At 31.2% G+C, this 15,745-nt stretch carries 18 protein-coding genes; 8 read left to right on the top strand and 10 right to left on the bottom strand.

Annotated features, from left to right (window positions below; genetic code table 11):
• Nucleotides 1-5 precede the first annotated feature (5 nt).
• From AADI82_RS07985 to AADI82_RS07995, 3 genes are read right to left on the bottom strand one after another with little or no spacing between them, the layout of a single operon-like run.
• Nucleotides 6-230 (bottom strand): VF530 family protein, encoded by a 225-nt coding sequence (locus AADI82_RS07985; protein ID WP_341215918.1) that lies wholly within the window; start codon nucleotides 228-230, stop codon nucleotides 6-8.
• Nucleotides 231-446: a DUF6500 family protein gene (locus tag AADI82_RS07990; RefSeq protein ID WP_341215919.1), complete on the bottom strand. Its 216-nt coding sequence runs from the start codon at nucleotides 444-446 to the stop codon at nucleotides 231-233.
• A gap of 5 nt (nucleotides 447-451) precedes the next feature.
• Nucleotides 452-1,747, bottom strand: a complete 1,296-nt coding sequence (locus AADI82_RS07995; RefSeq protein WP_341215920.1) for a DEAD/DEAH box helicase — start codon at nucleotides 1,745-1,747, stop codon at nucleotides 452-454.
• A 186-nt stretch (nucleotides 1,748-1,933) separates the two neighbouring features.
• Between AADI82_RS07995 and AADI82_RS08000 the strand changes: the two genes are divergently transcribed.
• A complete protein-coding gene (locus AADI82_RS08000; RefSeq protein ID WP_341215921.1) occupies nucleotides 1,934-2,998 on the top strand; it encodes an alkaline phosphatase D family protein in 1,065 nt (354 codons plus the stop codon).
• Between the two features lie 9 nt (nucleotides 2,999-3,007).
• Here the strand turns inward: AADI82_RS08000 and AADI82_RS08005 are convergent, their stop codons facing one another.
• A complete protein-coding gene (locus AADI82_RS08005) occupies nucleotides 3,008-3,688 on the bottom strand; it encodes a uracil-DNA glycosylase family protein (protein WP_341215922.1) in 681 nt (226 codons plus the stop codon).
• Nucleotides 3,689-3,857: 169 nt separating this feature from the next.
• Between AADI82_RS08005 and AADI82_RS08010 the strand changes: the two genes are divergently transcribed.
• Nucleotides 3,858-3,992 carry a 30S ribosomal protein THX gene (locus tag AADI82_RS08010; protein ID WP_081997721.1) on the top strand — a complete coding sequence of 45 codons (135 nt, stop codon included), beginning with the start codon at nucleotides 3,858-3,860 and terminating at the stop codon, nucleotides 3,990-3,992.
• Nucleotides 3,993-3,995: 3 nt separating this feature from the next.
• Here the strand turns inward: AADI82_RS08010 and AADI82_RS08015 are convergent, their stop codons facing one another.
• Together AADI82_RS08015 and yaaA are read right to left on the bottom strand one after the other, a co-directional pair.
• The gene (locus AADI82_RS08015; RefSeq protein WP_341215923.1) at nucleotides 3,996-4,727 is read right to left on the bottom strand and encodes a hypothetical protein; all 732 of its coding nucleotides are present in this window, start codon (nucleotides 4,725-4,727) and stop codon (nucleotides 3,996-3,998) included.
• Between the two features lie 4 nt (nucleotides 4,728-4,731).
• Nucleotides 4,732-5,490, bottom strand: coding sequence for a peroxide stress protein YaaA (gene yaaA, locus AADI82_RS08020; RefSeq protein WP_341215924.1), 759 nt, complete (start codon nucleotides 5,488-5,490; stop codon nucleotides 4,732-4,734).
• Between the two features lie 215 nt (nucleotides 5,491-5,705).
• Between yaaA and AADI82_RS08025 the strand changes: the two genes are divergently transcribed.
• Complete coding sequence (locus AADI82_RS08025) at nucleotides 5,706-6,572, top strand: AraC family transcriptional regulator (protein ID WP_341215925.1); 867 nt, start codon at nucleotides 5,706-5,708, stop codon at nucleotides 6,570-6,572.
• A gap of 453 nt (nucleotides 6,573-7,025) precedes the next feature.
• Entirely contained in the window at nucleotides 7,026-7,772 is a 747-nt protein-coding gene (mddA, locus tag AADI82_RS08030) for a methanethiol S-methyltransferase (protein WP_341215926.1), read from the top strand.
• A gap of 264 nt (nucleotides 7,773-8,036) precedes the next feature.
• On the opposite strand, the gene AADI82_RS08035 is transcribed toward mddA, so the two are convergent.
• Both AADI82_RS08035 and AADI82_RS08040 read right to left on the bottom strand, forming a co-directional pair.
• Nucleotides 8,037-9,074, bottom strand: a complete 1,038-nt coding sequence (locus AADI82_RS08035; RefSeq protein ID WP_341215927.1) for an RluA family pseudouridine synthase — start codon at nucleotides 9,072-9,074, stop codon at nucleotides 8,037-8,039.
• Nucleotides 9,075-9,114: 40 nt separating this feature from the next.
• On the bottom strand, nucleotides 9,115-9,675 hold the full coding sequence (locus AADI82_RS08040; RefSeq protein ID WP_341215928.1) for a PASTA domain-containing protein: 561 nt from the start codon (nucleotides 9,673-9,675) through the stop codon (nucleotides 9,115-9,117).
• A gap of 172 nt (nucleotides 9,676-9,847) precedes the next feature.
• On the opposite strand from AADI82_RS08040, the gene AADI82_RS08045 reads away from it, so the two are divergent.
• The 3 genes from AADI82_RS08045 to AADI82_RS08055 are packed head-to-tail and all read left to right on the top strand — an operon-like array spanning nucleotide 9,848 to nucleotide 11,704.
• Entirely contained in the window at nucleotides 9,848-10,822 is a 975-nt protein-coding gene (locus AADI82_RS08045; protein ID WP_341215929.1) for a D-alanine--D-alanine ligase, read from the top strand.
• A gap of 19 nt (nucleotides 10,823-10,841) precedes the next feature.
• A complete protein-coding gene (gene coaD / locus AADI82_RS08050) occupies nucleotides 10,842-11,297 on the top strand; it encodes a pantetheine-phosphate adenylyltransferase (protein WP_341215930.1) in 456 nt (151 codons plus the stop codon).
• Nucleotides 11,297-11,704, top strand: a complete 408-nt coding sequence (locus AADI82_RS08055; RefSeq protein ID WP_341215931.1) for a VOC family protein — start codon at nucleotides 11,297-11,299, stop codon at nucleotides 11,702-11,704. Before coaD ends, AADI82_RS08055 begins: the two co-directional genes overlap by 1 nt.
• Here AADI82_RS08055 and AADI82_RS08060 read toward each other — a convergent pair whose 3' ends face one another.
• Together AADI82_RS08060 and AADI82_RS08065 are read right to left on the bottom strand one after the other, a co-directional pair.
• Nucleotides 11,705-13,318, bottom strand: a complete 1,614-nt coding sequence (locus tag AADI82_RS08060; RefSeq protein WP_341215932.1) for a SulP family inorganic anion transporter — start codon at nucleotides 13,316-13,318, stop codon at nucleotides 11,705-11,707. It abuts the gene before it with no gap.
• A gap of 103 nt (nucleotides 13,319-13,421) precedes the next feature.
• Nucleotides 13,422-13,796 carry a hypothetical protein gene (locus AADI82_RS08065; RefSeq protein ID WP_341215933.1) on the bottom strand — a complete coding sequence of 125 codons (375 nt, stop codon included), beginning with the start codon at nucleotides 13,794-13,796 and terminating at the stop codon, nucleotides 13,422-13,424.
• Between the two features lie 208 nt (nucleotides 13,797-14,004).
• Here AADI82_RS08065 and AADI82_RS08070 point away from each other — a divergent pair, with 208 nt between their 5' ends.
• On the top strand, nucleotides 14,005-15,741 hold the full coding sequence (locus AADI82_RS08070) for a M14 family metallopeptidase (protein WP_341215934.1): 1,737 nt from the start codon (nucleotides 14,005-14,007) through the stop codon (nucleotides 15,739-15,741).
• Nucleotides 15,742-15,745: the final 4 nt, after the last annotated feature.

Genomic DNA, 15,745 nt, shown 5'->3' on the forward strand with positions numbered 1-15,745 from the left:
AAATTTCACTTATCATTCTCCAACATCCTCAAATACATATTCTCTACTTTAGTCCGTGCCCAAGGTGTACGTCTTAAAAATTTTAAGCTAGATTTAACCGAAGGGTTATCTGTAAAACATTTAATTTTAATGATATACCCCATATATTCCCAACCGTAATACGCAACCAAATCATTTACAATTTGCTCTAATTTTATACCGTGTAATGGATTGTTGGGTTGCGTTTCCATTTATAAATCTGAAACTAATTTTTTGATTTTTACAGCTTTTTCAAAATGGTCTAACTTTTCGGTTAAAATCCACCATGTAGCAGCCTCCATTAGTAATTCTGGGTCATCATTTTTATTAGCAAAAAAAGCATAAAATGATAAACCAACATTTGTTCCTTTTTGTTCTATTTTACGATTGCAAACTTCAATAATTTTTTCTTTTAAAGAATTCCTCATAAAAATTAGCGTCTATTATTATTGGAGTTTCTATCGTTACTTCGCTTTGGTCGTCTAGAATTATTACTCTTTTGTCCGCTAGAATTTGAGTTTCTTGAATTTGAATTATTTCTAGATCTATTCCCTCCTTGACGCTGCTGTTTTTTTTCAGGTTTTGTAGACGCATTTGGGTCTGGCTCAAAACCTTCCATAATTTCCACAGGAAGTTTTATATCTATAAGTTTTTCAATGTCTCGTAAGTAAGTCGTTTCATCTGCACTAACTAAAGAAATAGCTTCTCCACTAGCACCTGCTCTACCTGTTCTACCAATTCTATGTACATAATCTTCAGAGATATTTGGCAATTCAAAATTTACCACATGGGGTAATAACGGAATATCTAAACCACGAGCTGCAATATCGGTTGCTACCAAAACGCGAACGCTTCCACTTTTAAAACCTGCTAATGCTTTCGTTCTTGCGCCTTGACTTTTGTTTCCGTGAATTGCTGCAGCCGTAATTCCTGCACTAACCATCTTTTTACAAAGATTATTTGCACCATGTTTTGTTCTAGTAAATACTAAAACTTGTTTCCAATTGCCATCAGAAATTAATTTAATAATCAATCCTGCTTTTAAACCTTTGGCTACTCGATATATTTTCTGACTAATAGCATCAACTGTAGTATTTTCTGGAGTGGCTTCAACCTGTATAGGCTGATTTAAAATCCCATGCGCTAGTTTTCTAATATCTTTTGAAAACGTTGCCGAAAACATTAAATTTTGACGTTTTTCTGGCATCATTTTCATAATACGCTCAATGTCTCGTAAAAAACCCATATCTAACATTCTATCAGCTTCATCTAAAACCAAAATCTCTATGCGTTTTAAAGATAGTAACCCTTGATTTTGTAAATCTAATAAACGCCCAGGAGTCGCTACTAAAATATCTACACCTTGTCGAATGGTTGCCGCCTGTGGCTTTTGGTTTACGCCTCCAAAAATAACGGCACTTCTTAAATTTAAAAACTCGCTGTACTCTTTAACATTAGCATAAACTTGAGCTGCTAATTCACGCGTTGGTGTTAAAATTAAAGCGCGAATGGGTCTGAATTTCTCTTTTGGATTTTCAGAAAGTATATGCAAAAGTGGTAACGTGAAACCTGCTGTTTTCCCTGTTCCTGTTTGTGCCGAGGCTAAAACATCTCTCCCTTCTAAAATAGGTGGGATGGCTTTTTCTTGAATTGGACTTGGGGTTGTGTATCCTTTTTTGCTAATAGCTTTTAGCAAGGCTTCGGATAAGCCTAAAGAGTTAAATGACATATATTATGTTTGATAAGTCCGTTTTGGACTATTGAGATGACAATCTATAAATTACATACCACCTCTTTTTTTATTAAGCGGCAAAGGTACAGCTTATTTTCTGTTTGCTCATAAATACTTTTGGTTGTTATAGAAAATTGGTAACTTCGTTTGTTCTAATCTATAGAAGAAATTTAAAATACAGGTATGAATAGACCTTTTCTTATAACACTCTCGTTAATTTTGTTTTTTTTATCCTGTAAAACAGATAGCAAGCACGATGCTAGTGTTAGCCATACAACAAAAATTGCTTTTGGCTCGTGTGGTCGTCAAACAGACGAGTTAACCATCTTTAATAACATCGTTAATCATAATCCTGATTTATTTATTTTTTTAGGCGATAATATTTATGGTGATACAAAAAATATGGATACACTTAAGTATAAATATAATTTATTAGGTACAAAACCAACTTATAAAAATTTAAAGAAAAACACACCTATTCTTGCCACTTGGGACGACCATGATTTTGGTTGGAATGATGCTGGAAAAGAATATCCTTTTAAAGAAGAATCAAAAGACCTTTTTTTAGATTTTTTTGAAGAACCTGATTCCTCTTCTAGAAGACAACATAAAGGCATTTATCATTCTTACAGCTATGATTATGGTGAAAACAAGCTGCAAATTATTTTATTGGACGGGCGAACATTTCGTGATAGTTTATTGCCCTATAATGGTGAAAAAGATAATGAAAGAAGATTCGGTTTTTATGGTAAAGACTATGCACCACATACGTCTAATGATGCTACTTTATTAGGAAAAGAGCAATGGATTTGGTTAGAAAAAGAATTACAAAAACCAGCAGATATACGAATAATAGGAACAGGAACACAATTTGGAATTGAATGGAATGGCTATGAAGCTTGGGCTAATTTTCCGCATGAACAAGAGCGTATGTTAAGTTTGATTAAGTTAACAAAAGCCAATGGTGTTTTATTTATTTCTGGTGATGTGCATTACTCTGAAATTTCAAAATTAGAAACAGACTTTTATCCTATATACGACTTTACATCAAGCGGGCTCTCTTCTACGTGGCACTTTGCAACACCAAATAACAATAGAATAGAAGGTCCAATAATGGATAATCATTTTGGGTTAATCACAATTAATTGGAATAAAGACGATACAGATTTAAAAATGGAAACTTGGGATATTAACGATAATCAAAGAGTAGAATATACTGTAAAACTTAAAGACATAACCGCATTTTAGCAAAACACACTAAAGAAACTCCCGATACTGCATCACTCTAAAATCGAACGTATTAAACTTAGGATTTTTAGCCTTTAATTGTTTGTAAAGTGGTAATCTACTTATAGAAATATTTGCTGCACCCGAACCTGAAGTTAATGACACGGTTTTTATGGTTCTTTTTGATTGAAGAGATTCCCTCGCTTCGCTCGGAATAACGAATTGATGAATTCGAGGTACTTCATTATTCACTAATTGCAACTTAATATTATAATTTTTTATATGCCTTCTGAAGAAATACTCAGGTCCATTTTTACTATTTCCGCCAGTAAATAACAACGTATCAATTTTTGGATATTCTTTTAAATAGCTGATAATATTACGTAGTTTAATATTTTTCATACCTAAATCAGAGGCATCAACCTTTTCACGTTCTGCACTTTCAACAATATCGCAAACCCCAATTTTATGTTGTATTAAGAATTGTTTACGTTCTTTAATAGCTTCATTCGAATTATCGTATCGCAACTTTAAATTATGAATTTTATCAATAAATAACCACAGTGAATTGTAATAACTTCCGTAACAAAAATCGACGTCTTTTTCTAAAAGTTCTCCTGTCGAAAATCGAGGTGGTGGCAATGTACCCACTATTAATTTAGTGGTGTCTTTTTTAATGAATGGTTTGTATGGGTGTTTGTGTTTAAACATATTGTCATTCCTACAAAGGCAGGAATCTTATTAATTGAAACTATTATAAAAAATGGATTCCTGACTACCCAGGAATGACACACAAATAATTTGTTCAAAACTATAAAATTTTGTATTTTCAAAATTAAGTTTAATAAAATGAGTTTCCCACTTTCGTGGGAATAAAATTATGGGAAAAGGCGATAAAAAAACAAAACGGGGTAAAATAAACAGAGGTACTTTTGGTGCTAGACGACCAAGAATTAAAAAGAAACCATCAATTGAAACCAAAATTAACGTTGGCAATAAAGCACAGCCTAAATAAAAATTAACTATTATTCATAGTAGTTAACAGCTTTTCAACGTCTTGTATGGTTGCTTTAAATAATCTTTTATTGGGTTTAGTCATGTGTTGAGATTCTGTTTGTATTTCTTCTAAAATATCTTTGGCTTCTGCTTCTTTTTGTCTGCTTATTAAAAATTTAGCCAATACTAAGCGTTCGTTATAAAATGAATAGCGAATATCGATGGCTCTTAAATTGGTTTCAGCAGCTTCAAATTCTCCAAGTTTTTCTAAAGCTAAACCGTATAAAAATTGTGATTTCGATTTTTTAAACTCAGAGTGTTCTTTTATTTTTTCGGCATATAAAACAACATTTTTATAATTTTCAATATTAAAATAAGCTTTAATTAATTGTATAATTACATAAAAATCATTTTGCATATTTCCTTCTAAAGCTTCTAAATAATGAGGAATAGCACTATTATAATCTTTAATCTCTAAATAAGCATCGGCTAAATTAACTCGGTTTTGATAGGATTCTGAAAACTGAAGCTGTTTTTCTAAATCATTTATCTTTTTAGTTGGATTTATAATATGTGTAATTTCGCTAGTAATTTTTTCTGCATCTCGTTTATTATAAACTTGAGTTATTAAGTATATGATACAACCAATAAGTGACAAAAATATAATTACAAAAATCCAATAATAAGGTCTTCTGTTTTTATATAGATGGTAAACACAAAATACTTGAAGCGCAATTATTAAATAGTAAACCATCAAATTATCGGATAAAAACAAGTTCGGTTTCTGTACTCATAGGTTCGCTAAAATTATAGCCTTCGTAATTAAATGCTTTTAAATCATCTATAGTTTTTGCATTGGTATCTATAACATAACGTGCCATAAAACCGCGTGCTTGTTTAGCAAACGTCATAATCATTTTATACTCGCCATTTTTAAAATCTTTAAAATTAGCCGTAATTACTGGCACTTTTAAGGCTTTAGTATCGATGGCTTTAAAATACTCGTTGCTTGCTAAATTTAAAAACAACTCATCGTCTTGCAATTCTTCATTTAATGCCTCAGTAATGGTTTTTCGCCAAAACTCATACAAGTTTTTATTTTTGCCTACAGGAAATTTTGTACCCATTTCTAAACGATACGGTTGTATTAAATCGGTTGGTTTTAACAAGCCGTACAACCCCGAAATAATACGCACGGTATTTTGAAGCGTTTCTATTTTTTCTTTTGGAATATTATAAGCATCCAAACCTCTATACACATCGCCACTAAAAGCATAAATAGCTTGTCTCGCATTATTTTTTGTAAAAGGGAGTTGCCAATTTTGATTGCGCTCGTAATTTAATTGCCCTAAATTATCTGAAATTTTCATAAGCTTAGATAAGCTTTTTGCTGATTTTTTTTTGAGCAATTTATTTAAACGCTCAGCTTGTTTTAAAAAACAAGCTTCGGTAACATAATGTATTGGTATTTGGGTTTCAAAATCTAGAGATTTTGCTGGTGATAAAACAAGTTTCATTGACAATGCTTTTATATAAAATCAAATTTACAATTACTAATCTACATTTAAAATGTAAGTTAACAATTATTTATAATGTCGCTATAAACAGAATCGATATTTTTGGCTTTGTGAGAAAAAAAATGATAACTTCGTTTAACTGCTGAGATAAAACATAAAAACGATTTTATATCAATTAAGTAATTAGGTAATTTAAATAAACTAAAAACAACATAGTGATTAATGCATACGAATACTTTAAAAATCATCCAAAATTCAACAAGCTTGTTGGAAACGATTTCTTATTCGTAGAATATAAGTGTCCTCTCAATATTGAAGATTATCAATTGTGGATTGAGAGTCATTTAATCACCTATGTAATTAGTGGAAAAAAGGATTGGATTACCTCAAAAAAAACATATCAACTTATAGCAGGAGATGCTCTTTTTGTTAGAAAAGGTGCTTATATTACAAAGCAATATTTAGAAAGTGATTATTGTGTAATGCTTTTCTTTATCAATGATAATTTTATAAAGAGATTTATTAAGGATAATCCAACTTTTAAAAGAGAATTAAATTACAAGAAAGAGCATAATCAAATATTCGACATCACTACCAATGACTTGTTTAAAACATTAATAGAAAGCATATTCCAATATTTAAATCAGGGAGTTGAAATCCCTAAAGAACTAGTGGAAATTAAATTTAAAGAACTACTCTTTAATATTGTGCTGAATACAAATAATAAAGAGATTTTATTTTTCTTCAATTCAATATCGCAGAACACTAAAACGAATATTGAAAATATGATGACAGAAAATTTTCAATACGATTTAAAAATAGCTGATTTTGCTAAACTTTGCGACAAAAGCTTATCCTCCTTCAAACGTGAATTTAAAGCATATTTTAACACTACACCAAGTAGGTGGTTGATAAATAAAAGATTAGAACATTCTAAAATGCTGTTATTAAGCACAGATTTAACCATAAGTCAAATAGGTTATGAATGCGGCTTTAAAAATAATTCTCATTTTATTCAAGCCTTTAAAAAAAAATCAACAATAACCCCCAACAAATATAGAATCCTCAAAAAAGAGGCATAATTGTATTTCTTGAACTTTTAAGAACATAATTTGGACTTTTAAGAAATCTCGAATGGCAATATAAATCTAAACTTTGCATCAGTATTTAATAGAAAATTGATGTGATGCCAAATCAAGAGTTTTCAACCAAGAATTTACAATCTATTAGAGACAATTCTATTGTTCAGCAAAGACGTATAGTTCTTAATGAAAAACACCAAAAAGATGCTACATCTGCTTGAATTACTAATGCCGCTGAGGTTATTAGAATTAATTTACACAATCCTTTTAGAACATTGGTTTCTATAAAAGATACCATTTAAAATTGGAATTCATAAAGCAAGTGGTGGTAATTACGATTTCTCAAACCTAGGAGATTTACTATGTGCTTCCTGAGCATCTTGTTTTGAAAGTACTATCAGATTGATTTCTAAAAAATTAAGAATTAAACTTATTAAAACTAAAACAACAATTATGAAAAAATCAATCATCTTTTTTTACGGCATTGTAGCCTATTTAATTTTTCTCATTGCTTTTGTATATGCCATTGGTTTTCTAGGTAATATCATTGTACCAAAATCAATAGACTCTGGTACAGAAACAACCTTGCTATCTTCAATAGTTATTAATATAGTTTTATTGAGTGTTTTTGCTTTACAACATAGTATAATGGCTCGACCTGCATTTAAAAAATGGGTTGTCACTATTATTAGTCCAGCCATCGAACGAAGTACCTATATACTTTTATCAAGCTTGACGTTACTTTTAATTTACTGGCAATGGCAACCAATAACAACTATTGTATGGGAAGTAAAAAATGAAATGGTTAGTATTGTTTTAAAAACAATTTTCTTTCTTGGTTGGCTCATTGTACTTCTATCAACATTTATGATTAATCATTTCGAGCTTTTTGGATTAGCTCAAATTTTCGATAATCTAAAAAACATACAAACTCCAAACCCAAAATTTCAAACCAATTATTTATATAAAATTGTAAGACATCCTATTATGCTAGGTTTTATAATTGCTTTTTGGGCAACACCTATTATGACCGTTGGTCATTTATTATTTACCATAGTTACGACTATTTATATTCTAATGGCAGTAAAATATTTAGAAGAAAAAGACCTTCGTAAATTTATTGGAGAAAGATATGAAACGTACCAAAAAGAAGTTCCTATGGTTATTCCTTTTACAAAAAATAAGAAGAAAATATTATGAAAAAAACAAGCCTAACAATGCTATAAGCAATATGGGCTTTAATACTTGCCGAGAGTTTGTTTTTTTTACAAATCAAAGCCCGCAGCTATCATAGGAACGAGGTCTTGTAAGCCTCCGACTCTGCCTAGAAAAACTCGTGACTGACGCACTTTTTCCACCAAAAGCAAAAGTGGTTACGTCCAAATACTAATTATTAAATTATTTGATAAGATCCTGAAACAACACTTCGACTGCGCTCAGTGTGACAGTTTAGGGTTATAGAAACTACTCTATCTCTTGATGCTTAGAGTAGGTTTTCCATTTTTCAATACACTGCTGCATATCATCTGGAATTGGGGTTTCAAAACGCATAAACTCATTCGTTTTTGGGTGTTTAAAACCTAATGTTTTAGCGTGTAATGCTTGTCTTGGTAGCACTTTAAAACAATTGTCAACAAATTGTTTGTACTTGGTAAATGTGGTGCCTTTTAATATTTTTTCACCTCCATAGCGTGCATCGTTAAATAAGGTATGCCCAATATGTTTCATGTGTACACGTATTTGGTGGGTTCTGCCAGTTTCTAACTTACACGACACCAACGTTACGTAGCCCAAACGCTCTAAAACCTTGTAATGTGTTACGGCTGGCTTGCCTTTATCGGCTTCATCATCAAGAAAAACAGTGTTTTGTAATCGGTTTTTTGGATGTCTGCCAATGTTGCCTTCAATAGTACCTTCATCGGCTTCCATATTACCCCAAACAATTGCTACATACTCACGTTCACTAGTTTTTTCAGCAAATTGTAGCGACAAATGAGTCATCGCTTTTTCGGTTTTGGCAACCACTAAAAGTCCACTGGTATCTTTATCAATTCTATGTACTAATCCCGGGCGTTCACTAGAATTGTTTGGTAAATTATCGAATCTGTAAATTAAGCCATTTATTAGTGTACCCGAGTAATTCCCATGACCGGGATGTACCACCATGCCTGCTTGTTTATTAACTACTAAAAGTTCATCATCTTCATAAACTACATCAATGTCTAAATCTTCGCCAACCAATAAATTTTCAAAAGGAGGGTGTGCAAAAAGCACACGGATAGTATCGAAAGGTTTTACTTTGTAATTCGATTTTACAGGCTCATTATTTACAAAAACACTGCCATTTTTTGCGGCAGCTTGAATTTTATTTCGCGTAGCATTTTCAACAAAATTCATTAAATACTTATCTATACGCAAAGGTGCTTGCCCTTTATCTACCGTAAAAGAATAATGCTCGTATAAATTATCCTCGTCAGGTAATTGTGGTATGTAATCTTCCATTTTTATTAAATCAATGCGTATTGAAGTCTGTAATTAATCCTTAGTTTGATGGTCGATTACCATTACCAAGAACTAAATCAATTTTTTCTGTTTTAGGCAACATATCACCAGCTTGTATGGTTTTGCCTTTATATTGCATTTTAAGCACAATATCTTTACCTATATTATCAATATAAGTTAGTTTCCCCACTTTAAACTCTAAAGCTTCCAAGGTTGGTTTTGCTTGCCTTAAAGTGCTTTCTAATAAATTAGGAACTCTTACTTTTCTGTAACCAGAAGGGTTTAGTGTAATATAAATTTTTCTATTTTTTTTAACTTTTGTCCCAACTGATGGATCTTGCTCTATTACCGAAAACTTTGGGTAATTAGGATTAAAATTTGCAGAATCTTGAATTTGCATTACTAAATTATTCTCATTTAATTCAATTTCTGCTACGCTTATAGATTTACCTGTAAGGTCTGGCACAGTTTCAAAATCACCATGATTAGTAGACGATTTTAACCATTGCAACATTAAAAAACAAAAAACAACTAACGCTACTATAGCCAATAAAATTTGTTTTAAAAATGTTTTACTTACAAGAAATTTAATAATGCTCATGTATGATAATTTTCGATACGCAAATATATAAAAACAGAACTGTTTTTTCTTTTGCAATATATATGATATTTTAGCTTAACTATTAATAGATACGTTTTATTGTAGATTTTAGACTGACAACATTTTATAAAAAAGAGATTCCCTCCTTTGAGGGAACGATAAAATAATATAAATGAAGAAAAATATTGCCATCATTATGGGAGGCTATTCTAGTGAATACAAAATCTCATTAAAAAGTGGAAACGTAGTTTTTGAAACTTTAGATGCATCAAAATACAATGCATACAGAATTCATATTTTTAAAAACAAATGGGTTTATGTTGATATTAATGATGTTGAATTCCCTATTGATAAAAATGATTTTTCTGTTACCGTTAAAAATAAAAAAATCACTTTCGATTGTGTCTTTAACGCTATTCACGGATCACCTGGAGAAGATGGTTTTATGCAAGGTTATTTTGAATTAATAAATATGCCACACACCAGTTGCGGTATGTATCAAGCTACTTTAACTTATAATAAGCGAGATTGCTTAAGCACACTAAAACCTTATGGTATTAAAACTGCCGAATCGTTTTATATAAACTTAGGAGACACCATAAATGAAGATGTAATAATTACAAAAGTTGGCTTGCCTTGTTTTGTAAAAGCCAATAAAGCTGGTAGTAGTTTTGGCATTACTAAAGTACACAAGAAAGAGGATTTAAAAAACGCTATTAATGTCGCTTTTAAAGAAGATGATGAAATTATTATTGAATCATTCTTAGATGGTACCGAAGTATCTGTTGGCGTTATTAGCTATAAAGGAGAAACTAAAGTGCTTCCCATTACTGAGATAGTAACTGACAATGATTTTTTTGATTACGAAGCAAAATATTTAGGTAAGTCTCAAGAAATTACACCTGCCCGATTAAACAAAGAGCAGGAAAAAAAAGTAAATACAGTAGCTAAAAAAGTATACGAGATTTTAAAAATGAAAGGCTTTAGCCGAAGCGAATATATTTTTAAAAATGGCGAACCTCATTTACTGGAAGTAAACACCATTCCTGGATTAACTAGAGAAAGTATTTTACCGCAACAAGCCGCAGCAGCTGGAATATCTCTACCTGATTTATTTGATAATGCTATTGAAGAAGCTTTAAGATAAAAGTCGTAATTTTATATCTATGAAACGAGCCATATTTCCAGGGTCTTTTGATCCGATTACATTAGGACACTACGATATTATTAAAAGAGGCGTTACCCTTTTTGATGAAGTAATTGTGGCTATTGGCATAAACGCCGATAAGAAATATATGTTCTCACTAGAAGAACGTAAAAAATTTATTGAAGATACTTTTGCAAACGAACCTAAAATTAAAGTAATGACTTACAAAGGTTTGACTGTCGATTTTTGTAAAAAAATAGATGTTGAATTTATTTTACGTGGACTCCGCAATCCTGCCGATTTTGAATTTGAAAAAGCCATTGCACATACCAACAGAGATCTAGCACCTATTGAAACGGTGTTTTTATTAACCTCAGCTAAAACATCGTATATCGCATCTTCTATTGTGCGTGATGTGATTAGAAATCATGGGGATTATACAAAGTTAGTTCCAAGTACTGTACGCGTAAAATAATGTCTGCATTTAACATCAACTTTTTAGACCATGTGGCTATTCGTGTTAAAGACATGAATGCATCAATTGAATGGTATTCAAAGGTTATAGGTTTAAAAAAATATCAACTTGAAAAATGGGGTGAATTCCCTGTATTTATGCTTTCTGGAAAAGCAGGCATAGCTATATTTCCAGCAAATCTTAATGATGAAAAACTTAATCAATTATCAAAAAACGTTAAAATTGATCATTTAGCTTTTAATGTTTCAAACAAAGATTTTCTAAAAGCACAAGAATATTTTAATAGTATTAGTGAATCTTTTCAATTTCAAGACCATCATTATTTTCATTCTATTTATTTAAAAGACCCTGATAATCATACTGTGGAACTTACTACGTTAGTAGTTGATGAAGAGAATTTCTATTGATTACAAATTATATTCACCTAAACCTTTTGTAAATGCCTCTGGGTTTTCGGCTAAATGATAACGTGGATCATCTATATCTTCAACAATAACTTCTCTAAATTTAGGACTTGATTTATAAAGTAGTATTTTACAATCTTCACTTAAATGCTTTAGTTTAATCGATTTTCCTTCTGCTTCATATTTATTAACCAAATTAAAAATAGCTTCGATAGCAGAATGATCACTAATGCGAGATTCAACAAAATCGACTTCCACATTTTGAGGGTCGTTCTTAGCATCAAATTTTTCGTTAAATGCGATAATAGAACCAAAAAATAATGGCCCCCAAATTTCGTAAATCTTCGTACCGTCTTCACGCATACGCTTACGCGCTCGAATACGTTTTGCATTTTCCCAAGAAAATACCAACGCACTAATAATAACACCAGCAATTACAGCAATTGCCAAATCGAAAATAACGGTTAACGCAGAAACAGCGACTAAAACTATAACATCGCTTAAGGGAATTTTATTTAAAATCCTGAAACTACTCCACGCAAACGTACCAATAACAACCATAAACATAACACCTACTAAAGCGGCAATGGGTACTTGCTCGATAAGACCAGATGCAAACAAAATAAACACCAATAACATTAATGCAGCAACAATACCCGAAAGCCTACCACGACCACCACCTTTTATATTAATTAATGATTGCCCTATCATGGCACATCCACCCATACCTCCAAAAAGACCAGTAATGATATTGGCGCCACCTTGAGCTAAACATTCTTTATTGGTGTTTCCTCTAGTTTCAGTTAATTCATCAACTAAATTTAAAGTCATTAACGATTCAATTAATCCAATAGCTGCAAGAATTAATGCATAAGGAAATATGAATTTTATGGTTTCTAAGTTAAATGGCACTTTACTAAATATATCTGTTTGAAATTGTGGTAATCCACCTTTTAAACCTTCGCCTCCTCCATCACGAATAAAACTTCCAACAGTTGCTACATCTAAATTTCCAAAAATCACAATAGCAGACACGACTAAAATAGCAACTAAAGCTTCTGGTAATTTTTTAGTGAGTTTTGGTAAACCAAACATGATACCCATTGTTAATGCTACAAGACCTACCATAACCCAAAGACTATTTCCTGTAAACCAATCACCATTAGCATCTTTAAACATTCCTAACTGTGACAAGAAAATCACAATAGCCAAACCATTTACAAACCCCATCATTACAGGGTGCGGTATCAATCTAACAAATTTACCAAGTTTAAAAACTCCAGCAAGCATTTGTATAATTCCCATTAAAATAACGGTAGCGAATAAATAATATAATCCTAAGTTTTCACTTTCTGCTCCCATAGCATTTCCTTCGGCAACCAAACTTACCATAACCACCGCCAATGCACCTGTTGCACCACTAATCATTCCTGGTCGCCCTCCAAAAATTGAGGTTATTATACCTATCATAAAAGCCGCATACAAACCAACTAATGGATCTACACCTGCAACAAAAGCAAATGCCACAGCTTCTGGCACCAATGCTAAAGCTACAGTTATCCCACTTAAAATATCATTTTTAGCATTTGCTGCACGCTTTCTAATAAACTCAGTCATAATGGTTTGTTTTTAGGAAGCGGCAAATTTACGGTTAATATGGAGATGCACAAGTGCTAATAAGGATATTTGTGCAAATGACTTCTAAAACGTTTGAGGTAAATTAAGAAGATAGATCTTCTTCTAACCAAGCCAAGGCTTGATCTCTTTCTTGAAATAATTTAATATTACGAAAAACATTTCCATTAACATTAATTAAAGTTTCGGTAGACATAACCCCGCCACTAGTATGAACAACTACAGCCATCGATTTAATCTCATCTAAATGCACAATCTTTTTTTGAGCTCCAAAAGTATATGAGTATGAGTGCTTTTTGTTAATAAGCAAAGAAAACGGAACACTTAAATTTGTTAATAAAAAATCATGGTACTCATCAACCATGACTTCATCAAAAAGGATGCCTTCATCAACAATAACTTCGGCTAGATTTTTATTTAAAACAACTATTTTGCCAAAAGACAGGTTACAAATCTTCATAAATCTATTTTAATGAGAGATCTATAAAACTAAAAAACAACACGTTGCTGTTAATCTTTATAGCAAAATACAATTACTGTAAGTTAGTATATTTTTTTTAAAGTTTAATTGTGTTGAAAAATTATAATTATAATAAAATTGTAGATTTACAATATTTTCAAAAAAAATATATTTTCATTAAAAATATTAAAGTAAAAAAATTAAAACGATGAGGATAATTATAATGTTATTGATTTTAGTAGTGTCTTGTAATTCTTCAAACAAAAAACCTTATTATGATTTTGAAACACATTTTGAAAAATCTGAAGGTTTAGAAACGGCTACCTACAAGCAAACTATTCAGTTTTATAATGATTTAGCTAATGCGCATCCTGAAATTGATATTCAAGAAATTGGAGAAACCGATTCTGGAAAACCACTGCATATTGTTACTTTAAACAATAAATTTCAATTTGATTTTTCTGAAATACGTAAAAACAAACGTATTCTTTTAATAAATAATGGTATTCATCCGGGAGAATCTGATGGGATTGATGCCACTATGATGCTGTTTAGAGATTTGGTAAACGGTAAAATTGAAACACCTAAAAATACGGTTATTGTTACCATCCCTATTTATAATGTTGGAGGGAGTTTAAACAGAAACTCAACCACACGCACCAATCAAAACGGCCCAAAAGATTATGGTTTTAGAGGCAATGCTAGAAATTACGATTTAAATCGCGACTTTATTAAATGTGATACTAAAAATGCTAAAACATTTGCTGAAATTTTCCACTTAGTAAAACCCGATGTTTTTATAGATAATCATGTTAGTAATGGTGCCGATTATCAATATACATTAACTCATTTATTTACACAACACAATAAACTTGGTGGCGATTTAGGTAATTATATCCATTCTGAAATGATGCCTAAATTAGAAGGAAAATTAACTGCAAAAGATTGGGATATTACGCCCTATGTAAACGTTTTTAATAGCGTTCCAGAAAAAGGATTTTCTCAGTTTATGGATTATCCACGATACTCAACAGGTTATACAACATTGTTTAACACTTTAGGCATGATGGTTGAAACTCACATGCTAAAACCATATAAACAGCGTGTTGAAGGCACTTACGAATTGATGAAAAGTATGATTGAAATCACCGAAGAAGAAGGTGATAAAATTACCGATTTACGTAAAAAAGCAATTAGTAATATCCCATCAAAAAAAACATATACTTTAAACTGGGAAATTGATACTACAAAAATTTCAATTTTAAATTTTAAAGGTTTTGAAGCTGATAATATAAAAAGCGATATTACCGATTTTAAACGTTTAAAATATAACAGAACCAAACCATTTGCTAAAGAAGTAGCCTATCAAAATTATTTTAAACCGACTTTAGAGGTTAATATTCCAACAGCTTATATTATTCCGCGAGGCTGGCATCGTGTTATCGAGTTATTAAAATTAAATGCTGTTAACTTGCAGATTTTAGAAAATGACACAACACTTACTGTTGAAAGCTATAAAATTAAAGATTACAAAACAAGACAACAGGCTTACGAAGGACATTACCCGCACTACAATGTTTTAGTAAATTTAAAAACAGAAAATATAAGGTTTAGAAAAGGTGATTATATTATAAAAACCAATCAACCTTCGTTTAGATATATTATTGAAACTTTAGAGCCACAAGCACCAGATTCTTTTTTTAATTGGAATTTTTTCGATACCATTTTGCAACAAAAAGAAGGTTTCTCACCATATGTTTGGGAAGACAAAGCACTTGAATTGCTAAATGATAATGAACAATTAAAAATAGCTTTTGAAACTAAAAAACAAAACGATAACGCTTTTGCCAATAATTGGTATGCGCAATTAGATTGGATACATAAGCAAAGTAAAAATTACGAAAAAGCACATTTGCAATACCCAATCTATAGAATTTCTTATTAAAATT

This window comes from uncultured Wocania sp. (genome assembly GCF_964021735.1).
Lineage (GTDB): Bacteria > Bacteroidota > Bacteroidia > Flavobacteriales > Flavobacteriaceae > Wocania_A.